The following is a 14,851-nucleotide window of genomic DNA, read 5'->3' as shown; positions in this document are numbered from 1 at the left end:
CCAGCCGGTTTCACCATGTGGAACCGGTGGGTTCGTACGCCCCCCACACCTCCCGCAGCGCCCCGCACACCTCGCCCACGGTGGCCCGTGCTCGCAGCGCCTCCTTCATCGGGTACAGCACGTTCGCGGTGCCTCCGGCCGCCTCCCGCAGCGCCCCGAGCGCAGCCGACACCGCCGCCCCGTCGCGCTCCGCCCGCAGCCGGGCCAGTGCCGCGCACTGCCGCTCCTCGATGGCCGGGTCCACGCGCAGCGGTGCGTACGGTTCCTCGCGCTCCAGGGCGAAACGGTTGACGCCGACCACCACCCGCTCCCCGCTCTCGGTCTCCCGTGCGATGCGGTAGGCGTTCCGTTCGATCTCGGCCTTCTGGAAGCCGGCCTCGATCGCCGCCACCGCCCCGCCCTGCTCCTCGACCCGCCGCATCAGGTCCAGGGCCGCCGCCTCCAGGTCGTCCGTCATCCGCTCCACCGCGTAGGAGCCGGCGAAGGGGTCGACGGTGTGCGGTACGTCGGTCTCGTGCGCCAGGACCTGCTGGGTGCGCAGCGCGAGGCGGGCCGACTTCTCCGTGGGCAGCGCGATGGCCTCGTCGAAGGAGTTGGTGTGCAGTGACTGGGTTCCGCCGAGGACGGCGGCCAGGGCCTGCACGGCGACCCGTACGAGGTTGAGCTCGGGCTGCTGCGCCGTGAGCTGGACGCCCGCTGTCTGGGTGTGGAAGCGCAGCATCATCGACTTCGGGTCGCGGGCCCCGAAGTCCTCGCGCATGACGCGGGCCCAGATCCGCCGGGCGGCCCGGAACTTCGCGACCTCCTCCAGCAGCGTGGTGCGGGCGACGAAGAAGAAGGAGAGCCGGGGCGCGAACTCGTCGACCGCCATCCCCGCCGCGAGGGCCGTACGGACGTAGGCGATGCCGTCGGCGAGGGTGAAGGCGACCTCCTGTGCGGGCGAGGCCCCCGCTTCGGCCATGTGGTAGCCGGAGATGGAGATGGTGTTCCACCGGGGGATCTCGGAGCGGCAGTAGCGGAAGGTGTCGGCGGTCAGCCGCAGCGAGGGGCCGGGCGGGAAGATGTACGTCCCCCGGGCGATGTACTCCTTCAGGACGTCGTTCTGGATCGTCCCCGTCAGCTGCGTGCCGGAGATGCCCTGTTCCTCCGCGACGAGCTGGTACAGCAGTAGGAGCAGCGCGGCGGGCGCGTTGATCGTCATGGAGGTGGAGACCCGGTCGAGGGGGATCCCGTCGAACAGCGCCCGCATGTCGTCGAGCGAGTCGACGGCGACGCCGACCTTGCCGACCTCGCCGGCGGCGAGCGGCGCGTCGGAGTCGTGGCCCATCTGGGTGGGCAGGTCGAAGGCGACGGACAGGCCGGTGCCGCCGCCCGCGATGAGCTGCCGGTAGCGGGCGTTGGACTCGGTGGCCGTACCGAAGCCCGCGTACTGCCGCATCGTCCAGGGACGACCGGTGTACATGGTCGGATAAATCCCCCGTGTGTAGGGGAAGTCCCCCGGTGCACCCAATTGGGCCCCCGGGTCCCATTCCGTCAGATCGCCCGGCCCGTAGACGGGTTCGATCGGAATTCCGCTCTCCGTACGTGCCATGTGACGAAGTCCTCCGTGGAGCAACCGTGCCCGGGGCTGGTAGAACCTTGCCCGCGCGTCGCTTCGTAAGGCCCTGGACGGTTGCTGGTCACAATGGCGCAACATCCCGGAACCCTGTGCAACTCTCCGCGCGCGCCAGGCATCACCTAGATACACGACGTAGAAACCGGGGGACTGCAATGCAGCGCCAGAGAGTCATAATCCGCACGATCGGGGTGGCCACCGCCGTCGCGCTCGCCGCGACCGCCTGCGGTCCGCAGAAGACGGAGTCCGCGGGCTCCTCCTCCGCGGCACCGTCCTCGCCCACGGCGGGCGCCACCCCCGAAACCTCTCCGACCGCAGACGACAAGCCCGGTGCGGCCTCACCGTCGGCCTCGCCGTCCGCCTCCGCCTCCCCGTCGGCCTCCCCTTCGCCCTCGGTGAAGCAGATCATGGCCAACGGCGACGAGAGCGAGCAGGTGCGCGAGCTCCAGGCCCGCCTGAAGCAGCTCAAGCTGATGACGGTCGCGCCGACCGGTTTCTACGGTTCGAAGACGACGGCCGCCGTGAAGTCCTTCCAGGCGAAGAACGGCCTGGACGCGACCGGCGGGGTCGACGAGAAGACCTGGAAGAAGATCCAGAGCTCCAGCAAGAAGCCCACCGCCGACGAGCTGCGCCCGCCGACCGTCAACGAGGTCGACGCGCCGGACCCGCGCTGCATGACCGGCCGTGTGATGTGCATCAGCAAGGAGAGCCGCACCCTCGCCTGGATGATCGACGGCAAGGTCGTCTCGACGATGGACGTCCGCTTCGGCTCCGAGAACACCCCGACCCGCGAGGGCGTGTTCAACGTGGGGTGGAAGGCCAAGGACTGGACGTCGACGATCTACCACACGCCCATGCCGTACGCGATGTTCTTCAGCGGCGGCCAGGCGGTGCACTACTCCGCCGACTTCGCGGCCCGCGGCTACGCCGGCGCCTCGCACGGCTGCGTGAACGTCCGGGACAAGGGCAAGCTGTCGAAGCTCTTCGACGAGGTGCAGGTCGGTGACAAGGTCGTCGTCTACTGGTGAGCCCGCAGTGGGTGGTACCGGGGGCCCGGGATCCGGGCCCCGACCGCGCGACCGGACCCGACCGCAGCGCGCATCCGGCCGGGGGCCGGGAAGAATCTCAGGCCGTCTCCTTCGGAACATGCCGGTCCGGCATGTCACGCAGGAGGCGGCCTCTCCCGTGTGCCGGGCTGTCCCGCCGACCGGGCTCTCCCGTCGACCGGGTGGAGTAAAGGGCGCGGGCAGGGCCGGGGGAACGTGCCCCGCCCGCGCCGGTTGCGCAGAGCCCAGGGGTACGGGGGGAACCCCGGCTCATGCGCGGCCGATGACCAGTCGGCTCGCTACGTACTGCGTCACCGGTTCGAAAAGTGTTACAGGCCGGTCGGCGCTCGGGTCGGCGCAGGTGTCAGCGGCCGACGCGCAGGGGCGTCGAGCCCTCCGGGACAGCGGGCGACAGGCTCGGCGCCCGGAGCGTCCCGCCCCCCAGCGGGGCGTCGCGGCGCCCGGTGTCGTCGGACTCCCCGTCCAGCACGGCGGCGCAGTAGGCGGGGATCCGCAGGAGTCCGTCGGCCAGCCGCGAGAGGCGCTCGCGGCGGTCGTCGTCGAGCCGGCCCTTGCGGTACTCCTGGCAGAGGTCCGCCTTGAGCCGACTGTCCTGCTCGCGCTGGCGGTCCCTGCCGAGTTCTCCGGCGCCCAGGCCGTCCCGGCCGCTCTCCCGGTCGCCCGGGCCGCTCCGGTCGTCCTGGAGGTCCTTGCCCGAGGCGCCACCGGTCGTGGACGCGCCGGCGGAGGCGTCCGGGCCCGCCGACGCGCCGGGCGTCATGCGCCCCTCCGCGCCCGGCGAGGGCACCACGGGGGCGAACGCCGGGTTCGAGGCGTCCGGCAGCGGGGTGGGCAGCAGGTTGGGGGTGAGGGTCGGGGCACTGGTGCCGACGCCCGGTACCGGGCTCTCGCCGGCGCTGACGGACATCGCCGGCCCGGGCCCCGCGGTGGCGTGCCGGCCCCGGTCCAGCAGCCCGGCGCCCGCCGCGGCGGCCAGCCCGCCGGCGGCGACGCTCGCCAGGGCCGCGGCCAGGCCGAAGCTCACGGTCCGTGCGCGTCGGCGGGCGGGGGCGGGCGGGGAGGCAGGGACGATGCGGCCCAGGTCGACCAGGGGCTCGGCGGACCCGCCGGGTGCGGCCGACACGACGTGGGGACGCGCGGCGCCGCGCGCCGCGCGGTAGGCGTCCACCGCCCGGCCCTCGCCGGGCAGTTCCGTGCCCGCGGGCGCCGGCGCCGCCACCGCGGCGAGGGCGTCCAGGGCGGCCCGTAGCCGGTCCGCCTCCCTCGCGGCGCGCGCGTCGACGGCGGGCCGCCCAGGTTCCGTCGGTCCGCCGCTGAGGAATGCTTCCGCCGCGGCCTCGTCCAGCCACCTGTCGCGCTCGTCGGCCATCACATGTCCTTCTGCGTCCGCCAACGTGAATGCGTCACACCGGTTTGTTCTGCGTAGCTGCCGCTGCGGCCACGCTGTGCGGGGACGGCGTCGAGATCCCTCCCGCCTCCGCCGTCCCACGCAGGGCCATCGGCATTATGGCCGACCGTGACGCCCGCCCTGGCGCCGGTGCCCGCTGCCGCCTCGAAGCCGCTGTCCGGGCCCTGGGCGGCGAGCAGTTCCGCCAGCTTCTTCAGGCCCCGGTGCGCGGCGGTGCGTACGGCGCCCGGCCGCTTGCCCAGGGTTTCGGCCGCGCTCTTGGCGTCCAGTCCGACCACCACCCGCAGCACGACCGCCTCGGCCTGGTCCTGGGGCAGCTGGGCTATGAGCGCCATCGTGCGCCCGGTGTCGAGGGACTCCATCGCCGCGCCGGCCGTGTCGCACTCGGCCGCCCAGCCCGTCAGCTCGGTGTCGTCGCCGCCGATGGCCGGCCGCCTGCCGCGCATGCGGATGTGGTCGAGGGCCCGGTTGCGGGCGATGCGGGCGGCCCAGCCGCGGAAGCGGTCGGCGTCGCCCGTGAAGGAGTCGAGGTCGCGGGCTATCTGCAGCCAGGCCTCGGACGTCACGTCCTCGGCGTCCGTGTCCCCGACGAGCGTGCGTACGTAACCGAGCAGGCGTGGGTGCACGGCGCGGTACACAGCACGGAACGCGTTCTCGTCGCCGTCCTGTGCCGCGAGCACCGCGGCGGTCAGCTCCGCGTCGTCCCCCAGCAAAGTCCCCAACCCGTTCACTGTCCTGTACGTGTGGCGCAAATCAGCACGTTACGGCCTTCCAGCACCTCTCGTCCACGAGTGATACAACGTGCAACCAATCCTGCGCGGAGCGAGGTGTGACACAAAACGCACCCCTGACGCTGACAGGGATACGGGCTTGTCGCACGAGCCCGTGACGGATGGCGGCCGGGGCCTCTCCTGTGGGGGGTGGCGGCCTCGGTCGCCCTCCCCTTCCGGGCATCCCACCATGCCCGTCCGTGGCGCCCACGTCATCCTTTCGGCTCACTTCCGAGTGAAATCCCCGCACGGGTACGACACACCCCGCCCGGCGTCGATAGCGTTGCGGCACACCCGAGCCACGCCCCGAGGAGCCCCCCGCTGTCCAGCCCCCTTCCGGCACAGGCCCGCGGCTGCTCCGACCCCGCCCACGGCTCCGGACTGGCACGGTTCAACGCCCTGGCCCCCGAGGCCGCCCGGACCGCCCTCCTCCAGTGCTGCGGCAGCCGCCGCTGGGCGCACCGCGTGGCGGCGCACCGCCCCTACCCCGACGCCGACGCCCTGCTCGCCGCCGCGGACGAGGCCTCCTACGACCTCTCGCAGGACGACCTGTCCGATGCGCTGGCCGCGGAGCACTCGGCCGAGCTGGGCCACGGGGCGTCGTACGCCGCGCTGCTGGCGCTCGACGCCGCCCGCGCGGAGTACGAACGGAAGTTCGGGCACGCCTTCGTGATCTGCCTCGACGGGCACCCGCCGGAGGAGCGGGCCGACCAGCTGCTGGGGGCGATCCGGCGGCGGATGGGGCACGAGGTGGACGAGGAGCGCTCGATCTCCGCGGACGAGCTGCGGCGTGTCGCACAGTCCCGCCTGCTGGACCTGGCGCGCCGACTGGCCCGCCCCGACGGCGCACCTACGGTCGAAATCGGGCTATTCGCCCCTGTGGGATAGCCCGTCCGTGCCTGTTTGATCACACAGCCGGACCCCGCGCGAGGGAACCGACAAGTCGTCGCTACGATGTCCGGGGCCGGTGGACCGTACCCGGCCGGGCCCGACCGACAAAGAAGCCGGCTGGCCCCCGCCCCGCTTCCGGAGGGTTTTCCGTGCCGGCTGGAACGTTGTACCGCGGCCGGGAAGGAATGTGGTCCTGGGTGGCTCATCGAGTCACCGGCGTCCTCATCTTCTTCTTCCTGTTCGTACACGTCCTCGACACCGCTCTCGTCCGCGTCTCCCCCGAGGCGTACGACGATGTCGTGGCTACCTATAAGACTCCGATCGTCGCGCTGCTGGAGTACGGCCTCGTGGCCGCCATCCTCTTCCACGCGCTCAACGGTCTCCGTGTCATCGCCGTGGACTTCTGGTCCAAGGGCCCGCGCCACCAGAAGACGATGCTCTGGTGGGTCGTGGGGATCTGGGTCGTGCTGATGGTCGGGGCCCTCTACCCCGTGCTCGGCCACGCAGCCGCTGAACTGTTCGGGAAGTGACGCGCATGTCCTCTGACACTTCTTCCGCCAAGGCGATCGGCGACGTGGAGGGTGTTTCCCTCTACGACGTGGACAACCCCGCGCCGTACATCGAGGCGCCGCGCAAGCGCACGGGCAAGACGCCCCGCTCGACCCGCGGCAACTTCGAGATGGCCGCCTGGCTCTTCATGCGCCTCTCGGGCATCGTGCTCGTCGTCCTCGTCATCGGCCACCTGCTGATCCAGCTGGTGCTCGACGGCGGCGTCTCCAAGATCGGCTTCGCCTTCGTGGCCGGCCGCTGGGCGTCCCCGTTCTGGCAGGTCTGGGACCTGCTGATGCTGTGGCTGGCCATGCTGCACGGCGCGAACGGCCTGCGTACCGTCATCAACGACTACGCGGAGCGCGCCAACACGCGGCTGTGGCTGAAGGGCCTGCTCTACACCGCCACGGTGTTCACCATCCTTCTGGGCACGCTGGTGATCTTCACCTTCGACCCGAACATCCGCTAGGCAACGGGGCTGAGGCGAAACCAATGAAGATCCACAAGTACGACACCGTCATCGTCGGCGCCGGTGGCGCGGGCATGCGCGCCGCCATCGAGGCGACGAAGCGCAGCCGCACCGCCGTCCTGACGAAGCTGTACCCCACCCGCTCCCACACGGGCGCCGCGCAGGGCGGCATGGCCGCCGCGCTGGCCAACGTGGAGGAGGACAACTGGGAGTGGCACACCTTCGACACGGTCAAGGGCGGTGACTACCTGGTCGACCAGGACGCCGCCGAGATCCTGGCGAAGGAGGCCATCGACGCGGTCCTCGACCTGGAGAAGATGGGCCTGCCGTTCAACCGCACCCCGGACGGCACCATCGACCAGCGCCGCTTCGGCGGCCACTCCCGCAACCACGGCGAGGCGCCGGTCCGCCGGTCCTGCTACGCCGCGGACCGCACCGGTCACATGATCCTCCAGACGCTGTACCAGAACTGCGTCAAGGAGGGCGTGGAGTTCTTCAACGAGTTCTACGTCCTGGACCAGCTCCTGGTCGAGGAGGACGGCGTCAAGAAGTCGGCCGGTGTGGTCGCGTACGAGCTCGCCACCGGCGAGATCCACGTGTTCCAGGCCAAGGCCGTCATCTACGCCTCCGGCGGTACCGGCAAGTTCTTCAAGGTGACCTCCAACGCGCACACCCTGACGGGTGACGGCCAGGCGGCCTGCTACCGCCGCGGCCTGCCGCTGGAGGACATGGAGTTCTTCCAGTTCCACCCGACGGGCATCTGGCGCATGGGCATCCTGCTGACGGAGGGCGCCCGTGGTGAGGGCGGCATCCTGCGCAACAAGGACGGCGAGCGCTTCATGGAGAAGTACGCGCCGGTCATGAAGGACCTCGCGTCCCGTGACGTCGTCTCGCGCTCCATCTACACCGAGATCCGCGAGGGCCGCGGCTGCGGTCCCGCCGGCGACCACGTGTACCTGGACCTGACCCACCTGCCGCCGGAGCAGCTGGACGCCAAGCTCCCGGACATCACCGAGTTCGCGCGCACCTACCTGGGCATCGAGCCGTACACGGACCCGATCCCGATCCAGCCCACCGCGCACTACGCCATGGGCGGCATCCCGACCAACGTCGAGGGTGAGGTCCTGGCGGACAACACCACCGTCGTCCCGGGCCTGTACGCGGCCGGCGAGGTCGCGTGCGTGTCGGTGCACGGCGCGAACCGCCTGGGCACCAACTCGCTGCTGGACATCAACGTCTTCGGCAAGCGCTCCGGCATCGCCGCCGCCCGGTACGCGGCCGAGAACGACTTCGTCGAACTCCCCGAGAACCCGGCGCAGCTGGTGGCAGACCTCGTCGAGCACCTGCGCAACTCCACGGGCAAGGAGCGGGTCGCCGACCTGCGCCTGGAGCTCCAGGAGACGATGGACGCGAACGTGATGGTGTTCCGCACGGAGCAGACCATCAAGACCGCGGTCGAGAAGATCGCGGAGCTGCGCGAGCGCTACAAGAACGTGTCCGTCCAGGACAAGGGCAAGCGCTTCAACACGGACCTGCTGGAGGCCATCGAGCTGGGCAACCTGCTCGACCTGGCCGAGGTCATGGCCGTGTCCGCCCTGGCGCGCAAGGAGTCCCGCGGTGGTCACTACCGCGAGGACTACCCCAACCGCGACGACGTCAACTTCATGCGCCACACCATGGCGTACCGCGAGGTCGGAGCCGACGGCTCGGACTCGGTCCGGCTCGACTACAAGCCGGTCGTCACGACCCGCTACCAGCCGATGGAGCGTAAGTACTGATGGCTACCCCCACCCTGGACAAGATGGAAGAGGCGGCCGCGGCCTCCCCGTACATCACGGTCACCTTCCGCATCCGCCGCTTCAACCCCGAGATCTCGGACGAAGCGCAGTGGCAGGACTTCCAGATCGAGATCGACCCGAAGGAGCGCGTGCTCGACGGTCTCCACAAGATCAAGTGGGACCTGGACGGCACGCTGACCTTCCGCCGCTCGTGCGCGCACGGCATCTGCGGCTCGGACGCGATGCGGATCAACGGCAAGAACAGGCTCGCCTGCAAGACGCTGATCAAGGACATCAACCCCGAGAAGCCGATCACCGTCGAGGCCATAAAGGGCCTCACGGTGATGAAGGACCTCGTGGTCGACATGGAGCCCTTCTTCCAGGCGTACCGGGACGTCATGCCGTTCCTGGTCACCAAGGGCAACGAGCCGACGCGCGAGCGCCTGCAGTCCGCCGAGGACCGCGAGCGCTTCGACGACACCACCAAGTGCATCCTGTGCGCCGCCTGCACGTCCTCGTGCCCGGTGTTCTGGAACGACGGCCAGTACTTCGGCCCGGCGGCGATCGTCAACGCGCACCGCTTCATCTTCGACTCGCGTGACGAGGCCGGCGAGCAGCGGCTGGAGATCCTGAACGACAAGGACGGCGTGTGGCGCTGCCGCACGACCTTCAACTGCACCGACGCGTGCCCGCGCGGCATCGAGGTCACCAAGGCGATCCAGGAAGTCAAGCGCGCGCTGATCACGCGCCGCTTCTGACCTCCCGGTCCCTGCGCGTACGAGGGCCCCGACCCCGGTTCGTCCGGGGGCGGGGCCCTCGTGCTTCCGGGCGGCGCTCGGGGACCTGGGGCGGTGCGGACCTGCACCGGACGGCTGCGGGGGCGGGCCCTGCGGTCGGCGGGGTGCAGGTGCGGGAGCGGGGTACAGGGCGGGGGTGCCTGTGGAAGGATCGGCGTATGAGCGAGCAGCAGCCGAACCCGTACGCGAGCGACCCCTCCGGGCAGGGCGGCCGGCCCGGCACGCCCGGTCAGGACGACTACAAGTGGGGGCCCGGAGAGGCCAGTTACGGATACCCCCAGCCCTATCCGGCGGCGCCGGCCTACCAGCCGACCATCGGCGCGGGGATGTCGGTCCCCGGCGGTTATGCGGCCGCCCCGGTCGGCGGCGCCGGGTTCGCCCTCGGCGACATCACCGTGGCGGGCGACCAGATCATCACGCCGTCGGGCGCCATGCCGCTCAGGGGCGCGATGTGGAACGCGACGGACTTCTCGCGCACCGAGGAGAAGATCCCGCCCCACGCGATCGTGCTGGCGATCGTCTTCTTCCTGTTCTGCCTGCTCGGCCTGCTCTTCCTCCTGATGAAGGAGAAGACCACCACCGGCTACATCCAGGTGACGGTGACCAGCGGCGGCCGCCACCACTCCACGATGATCCCGGCGGTGGACGCGAACACCTACCACTGGGTGATGTCGCAGCTCAATCACGCGCGTGCGCTGAGCATGTGAGGATCCGGCACGACGCGGGCGGGCCCCGGCCGAACGGCCGGGGCCCGCGTGCGTCCTACGGGGCGCCAGGTGCGCGGGAACACTCGCTTGAACTTGTTCAAAAAACGCTCTAGAGTCATCGACGTCAGCATTTGAACACGTTCAAGGGGGCTGGGGCTATGGACCTCACCGTGGTCACGTACGTCATCTACCTGCTCATCAGCATCGCCCTCACCGTCTGGGTGGCCCGCACGCTCAGCCGCAACGGCCGGGTCTTCATCGGCGACGTCCTCCACGGCAACGAGAAGCTCGCGGACGCCGTCAACCAACTCCTGGTGGTCGGCTTCTACCTCGTCAACATCGGGTTCGTGACCCTCTACCTGCGCTCGAACGAGGAGATCGCCACCGCCCGCGCGCTCTTCGAGGCGCTCTCGGTCAAGCTCGGTGTCGTCCTGCTGGTCCTGGGCGTCATGCACCTCGGCAACGTGTGGGTGCTGAACAAGATGCGCCGCCGCGGGATCATGGAGCGCCAGCAGACCCCGCCCGTCCCCCCGCAGGGGTGGACCGCGCCGGTCGGAGCCTGAGCCGTGGCGCGCACCGGGGCCGTGCACCGGCTGACCGTCCTCTACGACGCCGACTGCCCGCTCTGCGTGCACATCCGGCACTGGCTGATCGCGCAGCGGTGCCTGGTACCGCTCGACCTGGTGCCCGCCGCGTCCTGGGAGGCGCGGCGGCGGTTCCCGCAGCTGGACCACGCCTCGACGCTCCGGGAGATCACCGTCGTCGGGGACTCCGGGCAGGTGTGGACCGGTACCGACGCCTTCATCGTGTGCCTGTGGGCACTGGTCGAACACCGGCCGAAGGCGAACTGGCTGGCGACGCCGGCCGGCCGCCCCTTCGCCCGGGCCGCCCTGTTCACGGCCTCCGCCTGGCGGCAGGCCGTACGCGCCGAAGGGCAGCCCGGGGCCGTCGAGGGACCGGCCTGTGACGACCAGTGCCCGGCCCCCCGATAGGCTCATACACCGTGACTGATCAGAAGGCTCCCAAGAGCGAGCAGACCCGCACGCTCATCCTCGAAACCGCGCTCCGGCTCTTCCAGGAGCGCGGCTTCGACAAGACGACCATGCGGGGCATCGCGAAGGAAGCCGGTGTCTCGGTCGGCAACGCCTACTACTACTTCGAGTCCAAGGAACACCTGGTCCAGGGCTTCTACGACCGGATCAGCGCCGCCCACCAGGCGGCCGTCCGGCCCATCCTGGACAACGAGACCGACCTGCAGAAGCGACTCTCGGGCGTACTGACCAGCTGGCTGGACATCGGCGCCCCGTACCACGAGTTCGCCTCGCAGTTCTTCAAGAACGCGGCGGACCCGGAGAGCCCGCTCAGCCCCTTCTCCCCGGAGTCGGAACCGGCGCGCAAGGCCGCGATCGACATCCACCGCGAGGTGCTGGCGGGTGCGAAGACCAAGGTGCCGGCCGAGCTGGCCGACGTGCTGCCGGAGCTGATGTGGCTCTCGCAGATGGGCCTGGTCCTGTACTGGGTCTTCGACCGCTCCCCCGACAGCGAGAAGTCGCGGCGGCTCGCCGAGCGCGGCGCGCAGCTCACGACGCGGGGCATCGTGCTGGCCCGCTTCCGCGTGCTGCGGCCGCTGGTGCGCGAGGTCCACGAGCTGTTCGCGGACTTCCTGCCGGGCATGGCCCAGACGGCCGCGGGCCGGCGCAAGGCGTCGGACCCGCACCCGCAGGAGCAGGACGCCCCCCTCGACGCCCGATAGAGCACGGCAGCTGGGGCCCGGCGATGCCCGCCGGCACCGGGACCCGGAGGGGGCCGGCGGGGATCAGGCCTGGTAGGAGGCGAGTTCGACGACGGTGATGTCGGACGGCGCGCCGACCCGGACCGGCGGCCCCCAGGCACCTGCCCCGCGGGAGACGTAGAGCTGCGTGTCGCCGTAGCGCTCCAGCCCGGCGACGGTGGGGTTGGCGAGTTCGGCGAGGTACTCGCCGGGCCAGAGCTGCCCGCCGTGGGTGTGGCCGGAGAGCTGGAGGTCGACGCCGTGCTGGACGGCGTCGTGGATGACGACAGGCTGGTGGGCGAGGAGTACGGCGGCCCGCGAGCGGTCGCGGTCGCCGAGGGCGGCCCGGAAGTCGGGGCCGCTGCCCTCCCGCTCGCCCTGGATGTCGTTGACGCCGGCGAGGTCGAAGTGCGGCAGGGCGCGCCGGGCGTTCTCCAGCGGGGTCAGACCGAGCTCACGGACGTGCTCGACCCACTGCTCGGCACCGGAGAAGTACTCGTGGTTGCCGGTGACGAAGAAGGAGCCGTGGCGGGCGGTCAGCCCGCGCAGCGGTTCCGCGGCCGGCCCGAGATCGGGGACGCTGCCGTCGACGAGGTCGCCGACGATGGCGATGAGGTCGGGCTGGGTGCGGTTGACCGTGTCGACGATGCGCTGGGCGTGGGCGCGGCCCAGCACCGGGCCGAGGTGGACGTCGCTGACGACGGCGATCCGGAAGCCGTGGGCCGCGCGCGGCAGTTTGGCCAGCGGGACCTGGACGCGCCGCACGCCGGGCCCGCGCAGCACCCCGTACGCGCCGTTGCCGACGGTGCCCAGCGCGACGGCGGCGGCCGTCGCGCCGACCGCGCGCGCGACGAAGGTGCGCCGGCTGAGCCCGCCGCCCGGCGCTGCCGGGTCCGGTTCCCGCGGTGCGTCGGCCGCGGCGAGCACCGCGCCGGGCTCCGCCCCGGTGGCGGCCGGCGGGGACGGCTCGGTGGCCGTGGCCGGCCCGGCCTCGCAGGTCCCGGCCGCGGGCGCGGAGGGCGCCGCGGGACGGGCCGCTACCGCCCCGGAGGGGTCGCGGTGGGCCAGACGGCGGAGCAACAGCGCGCGGATCGGCTCCGCGACCAGCATCGTCAGGGTCAGGTACAGGAGCACCGCGAGCCACAGGTACCCCGGCCAGGACACCGTCTGCTGAAACCAGAAGGGCGCCCCGGCCCGGCCCGCGGTCAGGGCGGCCACGGAGAGGAGGGGCAGGACGATGGCCAGTGCGGTACCCACCCGGCGGGGCAGGCCACCGGGGGCGGTGGTGTCGCGGACCAGGCGGACCCACAGCCAGCGGTGGACCCCGGCCAGCAGGGCGCAGACCGCGAGGGCGACCAGCGCGGCGAGCAGGACCGTCATGCCGCACCGTCCCCTGCGCCGGAACGTGATCCGCGCCGCAGGGCCAGGACCCCGCGCAACCCGATCACACCGACCGCCGTCCCCAGGAGAAAGGACGTCACGGCGAGCGTCAGGTGGACCCAGAAGTAGGCAGTGGGGTCACCCGCCGTGTCGAAGGCCAGGCCACTGCCGTTCTTCCACAGGTTCCGGACGAAAGACACCCAGATGAACCAGGTCCACACGCCGAAGGCGAGCAGGAACCAGGAGGCGGCACGGCTGAGTTTCATGTCCCCAGTATCGGTTTCGTCCCCGGGACGGACGCGCCGGGGTGGGCTGTCCCGGGGGTGGTTGCCGCGAAATGGCCGCTCCGCGCAGCCATCCAGCTCATCGGGATGTACTTTCACCTGCGTGTCTGCCAAGACGACCGCTCTGACGGTCCTCACCGCCGCGTTGCTGGTACCCACCGTGCTGGTGGCGCCCGTGCACGCCGCACCGAACCCGCCGGCCGACGGCAAGGGCCGGCCCGCCAAGGCCCGGGCGGCGGCCGCACCGCCCGCGTCGATGTCCACGGTGGGGGGTTCGCTGCTGGGCCAGCCCGGCACGCAGGTGAACCTGCTGCCCGGAGCGCCCGCCCTGCCGACGAACCTCAGCGGCCGGTCGTGGATCGTGGCGGACGCCGAGTCCGGCGAGGTCCTGGCGGCGTACAACGCGCACTGGCGGCTGCCCCCCGCCTCCACGATGAAGATGCTCTTCGCGGACACCCTGCTGCCGAGCCTGCCGAAGGAGCAGGTCCGCAAGGTCACCGCCGAGGACATGGAGGGCGTGGGCCCGGGCAGCAGCCTGGTCGGGGTCAAGGAGGACCACGAGTACTCCGTCCACGACCTGTGGCTCGGGGTGTTCCTGCGGTCGGGCAACGACGCCGTGCACGTGCTCGCGGCGATGAACGGCGGCGTGGAGAAGACCGTCAAGGACATGCAGGCGCACGCGGAGGAGCTCCAGGCGCTCGACACGCACGTGGTGTCACCCGACGGGTACGACGCCCCGGAGCAGGTGTCGAGCGCGTACGACCTCACCCTGATCGCCCGCTCCGGACTGCAGAAGCAGGACTTCCGGGAGTACTGCGGCACGGCGAGTGCGAAGTTCCCCGGACTGCAGGTACCCGGGAAGCCGCGGGACTACTTCGAGATCACGAACACCAACCGGCTCATGACGGGCGCGGGCGGGCTCGCCCCGTACAAGGGCATCGCCGGGGTGAAGAACGGCAACACGACCATGGCCGGCTCCACCTTCACCGGTGCGGCGCAGCAGGGCGACAGGAAGCTGCTGGTCACCGTGATGAACCCGGGCACGGGCGGAGCGAACTCGGTGTACGAGGAGACCGCCGCGCTCTTCGACTGGGGCTTCGCCGCGGCCGGCAAGGTCAAGCCGGTGGGTGAGCTGGTGCCGCCGAAGAGCGCGGACACCTCCCCCCACGGCTCGCCGGCCCAGTCGCACGAGAACGACGCGTCGGGGGGCGGTGGCCCGGCCGGCGGTGTGGGCACCGCCCTCGGTGTCGCGGGCGGTGCCCTCGTGGTCCTGGTGGGCGGTGCCTACGTGGTCAACCGCCGCTGGCCCCGCGGCCACCGCAGCCGGGGCGCGGACGAGGAACTCGTCTGAGGGACTGCCCGACG

16 protein-coding genes are annotated in these 14,851 nt (G+C 71.4%); 11 read left to right on the top strand and 5 right to left on the bottom strand.

What is annotated here, in order from left to right; translation table 11 throughout:
- Nucleotides 1-10: 10 nt before the first annotated feature.
- On the bottom strand, nt 11-1,591 hold the full coding sequence (locus IF89_RS0110220; RefSeq protein WP_030764350.1) for an acyl-CoA mutase large subunit family protein: 1,581 nt from the start codon (nt 1,589-1,591) through the stop codon (nt 11-13).
- A gap of 179 nt (nt 1,592-1,770) precedes the next feature.
- Here IF89_RS0110220 and IF89_RS0110210 point away from each other — a divergent pair, with 179 nt between their 5' ends.
- Nucleotides 1,771-2,643, top strand: a complete 873-nt coding sequence (locus IF89_RS0110210) for a L,D-transpeptidase family protein (protein ID WP_078628203.1) — start codon at nt 1,771-1,773, stop codon at nt 2,641-2,643.
- A 382-nt stretch (nt 2,644-3,025) separates the two neighbouring features.
- Here the strand turns inward: IF89_RS0110210 and IF89_RS0110205 are convergent, their stop codons facing one another.
- Both IF89_RS0110205 and IF89_RS0110200 read right to left on the bottom strand, forming a co-directional pair.
- Nucleotides 3,026-4,051 (bottom strand): hypothetical protein, encoded by a 1,026-nt coding sequence (locus IF89_RS0110205; protein ID WP_030764345.1) that lies wholly within the window; start codon nt 4,049-4,051, stop codon nt 3,026-3,028.
- Nucleotides 4,051-4,803, bottom strand: coding sequence for an RNA polymerase sigma factor (locus tag IF89_RS0110200; RefSeq protein WP_030764343.1), 753 nt, complete (start codon nt 4,801-4,803; stop codon nt 4,051-4,053). Before IF89_RS0110200 ends, IF89_RS0110205 begins: the two co-directional genes overlap by 1 nt.
- A gap of 207 nt (nt 4,804-5,010) precedes the next feature.
- Here IF89_RS0110200 and IF89_RS0110195 point away from each other — a divergent pair, with 207 nt between their 5' ends.
- The 9 genes from IF89_RS0110195 to IF89_RS0110155 all read left to right on the top strand — a co-directional run bounded on the left by IF89_RS0110195 (nt 5,011) and on the right by IF89_RS0110155 (nt 11,804).
- On the top strand, nt 5,011-5,748 hold the full coding sequence (locus IF89_RS0110195) for a 2-oxo-4-hydroxy-4-carboxy-5-ureidoimidazoline decarboxylase (protein WP_420706901.1): 738 nt from the start codon (nt 5,011-5,013) through the stop codon (nt 5,746-5,748).
- Nucleotides 5,749-5,900: 152 nt separating this feature from the next.
- Nucleotides 5,901-6,281, top strand: coding sequence for a succinate dehydrogenase, cytochrome b556 subunit (sdhC, locus tag IF89_RS0110190; protein WP_078628202.1), 381 nt, complete (start codon nt 5,901-5,903; stop codon nt 6,279-6,281).
- Between the two features lie 5 nt (nt 6,282-6,286).
- A complete protein-coding gene (locus tag IF89_RS0110185; protein WP_030027687.1) occupies nt 6,287-6,769 on the top strand; it encodes a succinate dehydrogenase hydrophobic membrane anchor subunit in 483 nt (160 codons plus the stop codon).
- Between the two features lie 23 nt (nt 6,770-6,792).
- Nucleotides 6,793-8,547 carry a succinate dehydrogenase flavoprotein subunit gene (gene sdhA / locus IF89_RS0110180; protein WP_030764338.1) on the top strand — a complete coding sequence of 585 codons (1,755 nt, stop codon included), beginning with the start codon at nt 6,793-6,795 and terminating at the stop codon, nt 8,545-8,547.
- Complete coding sequence (locus tag IF89_RS0110175; RefSeq protein WP_030764336.1) at nt 8,547-9,305, top strand: succinate dehydrogenase iron-sulfur subunit; 759 nt, start codon at nt 8,547-8,549, stop codon at nt 9,303-9,305. The genes sdhA and IF89_RS0110175 overlap by 1 nt, the downstream gene beginning before the upstream one ends.
- 197 nt (nt 9,306-9,502) lie before the next feature.
- Nucleotides 9,503-10,051: a hypothetical protein gene (locus IF89_RS0110170; RefSeq protein ID WP_030764334.1), complete on the top strand. Its 549-nt coding sequence runs from the start codon at nt 9,503-9,505 to the stop codon at nt 10,049-10,051.
- A 158-nt stretch (nt 10,052-10,209) separates the two neighbouring features.
- Nucleotides 10,210-10,614, top strand: a complete 405-nt coding sequence (locus tag IF89_RS0110165; RefSeq protein ID WP_030764332.1) for a hypothetical protein — start codon at nt 10,210-10,212, stop codon at nt 10,612-10,614.
- 3 nt (nt 10,615-10,617) lie between these two features.
- A complete protein-coding gene (locus IF89_RS0110160; protein ID WP_030764330.1) occupies nt 10,618-11,043 on the top strand; it encodes a thiol-disulfide oxidoreductase DCC family protein in 426 nt (141 codons plus the stop codon).
- Nucleotides 11,044-11,054: 11 nt separating this feature from the next.
- Nucleotides 11,055-11,804, top strand: coding sequence for a TetR/AcrR family transcriptional regulator (locus tag IF89_RS0110155; protein WP_030764328.1), 750 nt, complete (start codon nt 11,055-11,057; stop codon nt 11,802-11,804).
- A 63-nt stretch (nt 11,805-11,867) separates the two neighbouring features.
- Here the strand turns inward: IF89_RS0110155 and IF89_RS0110150 are convergent, their stop codons facing one another.
- Both IF89_RS0110150 and IF89_RS0110145 read right to left on the bottom strand, forming a co-directional pair.
- Nucleotides 11,868-13,202 (bottom strand): metallophosphoesterase, encoded by a 1,335-nt coding sequence (locus IF89_RS0110150; protein WP_030764326.1) that lies wholly within the window; start codon nt 13,200-13,202, stop codon nt 11,868-11,870.
- Nucleotides 13,199-13,468: an SCO4848 family membrane protein gene (locus tag IF89_RS0110145; RefSeq protein ID WP_030764324.1), complete on the bottom strand. Its 270-nt coding sequence runs from the start codon at nt 13,466-13,468 to the stop codon at nt 13,199-13,201. The genes IF89_RS0110150 and IF89_RS0110145 overlap by 4 nt, the downstream gene beginning before the upstream one ends.
- Before the next feature lie 121 nt (nt 13,469-13,589).
- On the opposite strand from IF89_RS0110145, the gene IF89_RS0110140 reads away from it, so the two are divergent.
- On the top strand, nt 13,590-14,837 hold the full coding sequence (locus IF89_RS0110140; protein WP_030764322.1) for a D-alanyl-D-alanine carboxypeptidase family protein: 1,248 nt from the start codon (nt 13,590-13,592) through the stop codon (nt 14,835-14,837).
- The last annotated feature ends 14 nt before the right edge of the window (nt 14,838-14,851 follow it).

It is taken from the genome of Streptomyces sp. NRRL F-2664 (genome assembly GCF_000719345.1).
GTDB lineage: Bacteria > Actinomycetota > Actinomycetes > Streptomycetales > Streptomycetaceae > Streptomyces.
Note: the sequence above shows the minus strand (reverse complement) of the source record. Positions and strands in the feature narration are given on the sequence as shown.

What these genes read in the sequence shown, in the direction of transcription:
- IF89_RS0110145 (WP_030764324.1), bottom strand. Translation starts at nt 13,468, where the DNA reads ATGAAACTCAGCCGTGCCGCCTCCTGGTTCCTGCTCGCCTTCGGCGTG.
- IF89_RS0110170 (WP_030764334.1), top strand. Translation starts at nt 9,503, where the DNA reads ATGAGCGAGCAGCAGCCGAACCCGTACGCGAGCGACCCCTCCGGGCAG.
- IF89_RS0110210 (WP_078628203.1), top strand. Translation starts at nt 1,771, where the DNA reads ATGCAGCGCCAGAGAGTCATAATCCGCACGATCGGGGTGGCCACCGCC.
- IF89_RS0110185 (WP_030027687.1), top strand. Translation starts at nt 6,287, where the DNA reads ATGTCCTCTGACACTTCTTCCGCCAAGGCGATCGGCGACGTGGAGGGT.
- IF89_RS0110175 (WP_030764336.1), top strand. Translation starts at nt 8,547, where the DNA reads ATGGCTACCCCCACCCTGGACAAGATGGAAGAGGCGGCCGCGGCCTCC.
- IF89_RS0110205 (WP_030764345.1), bottom strand. Translation starts at nt 4,051, where the DNA reads ATGGCCGACGAGCGCGACAGGTGGCTGGACGAGGCCGCGGCGGAAGCA.
- sdhA (WP_030764338.1), top strand. Translation starts at nt 6,793, where the DNA reads ATGAAGATCCACAAGTACGACACCGTCATCGTCGGCGCCGGTGGCGCG.
- IF89_RS0110150 (WP_030764326.1), bottom strand. Translation starts at nt 13,202, where the DNA reads ATGACGGTCCTGCTCGCCGCGCTGGTCGCCCTCGCGGTCTGCGCCCTG.
- IF89_RS0110220 (WP_030764350.1), bottom strand. Translation starts at nt 1,591, where the DNA reads ATGGCACGTACGGAGAGCGGAATTCCGATCGAACCCGTCTACGGGCCG.
- IF89_RS0110165 (WP_030764332.1), top strand. Translation starts at nt 10,210, where the DNA reads ATGGACCTCACCGTGGTCACGTACGTCATCTACCTGCTCATCAGCATC.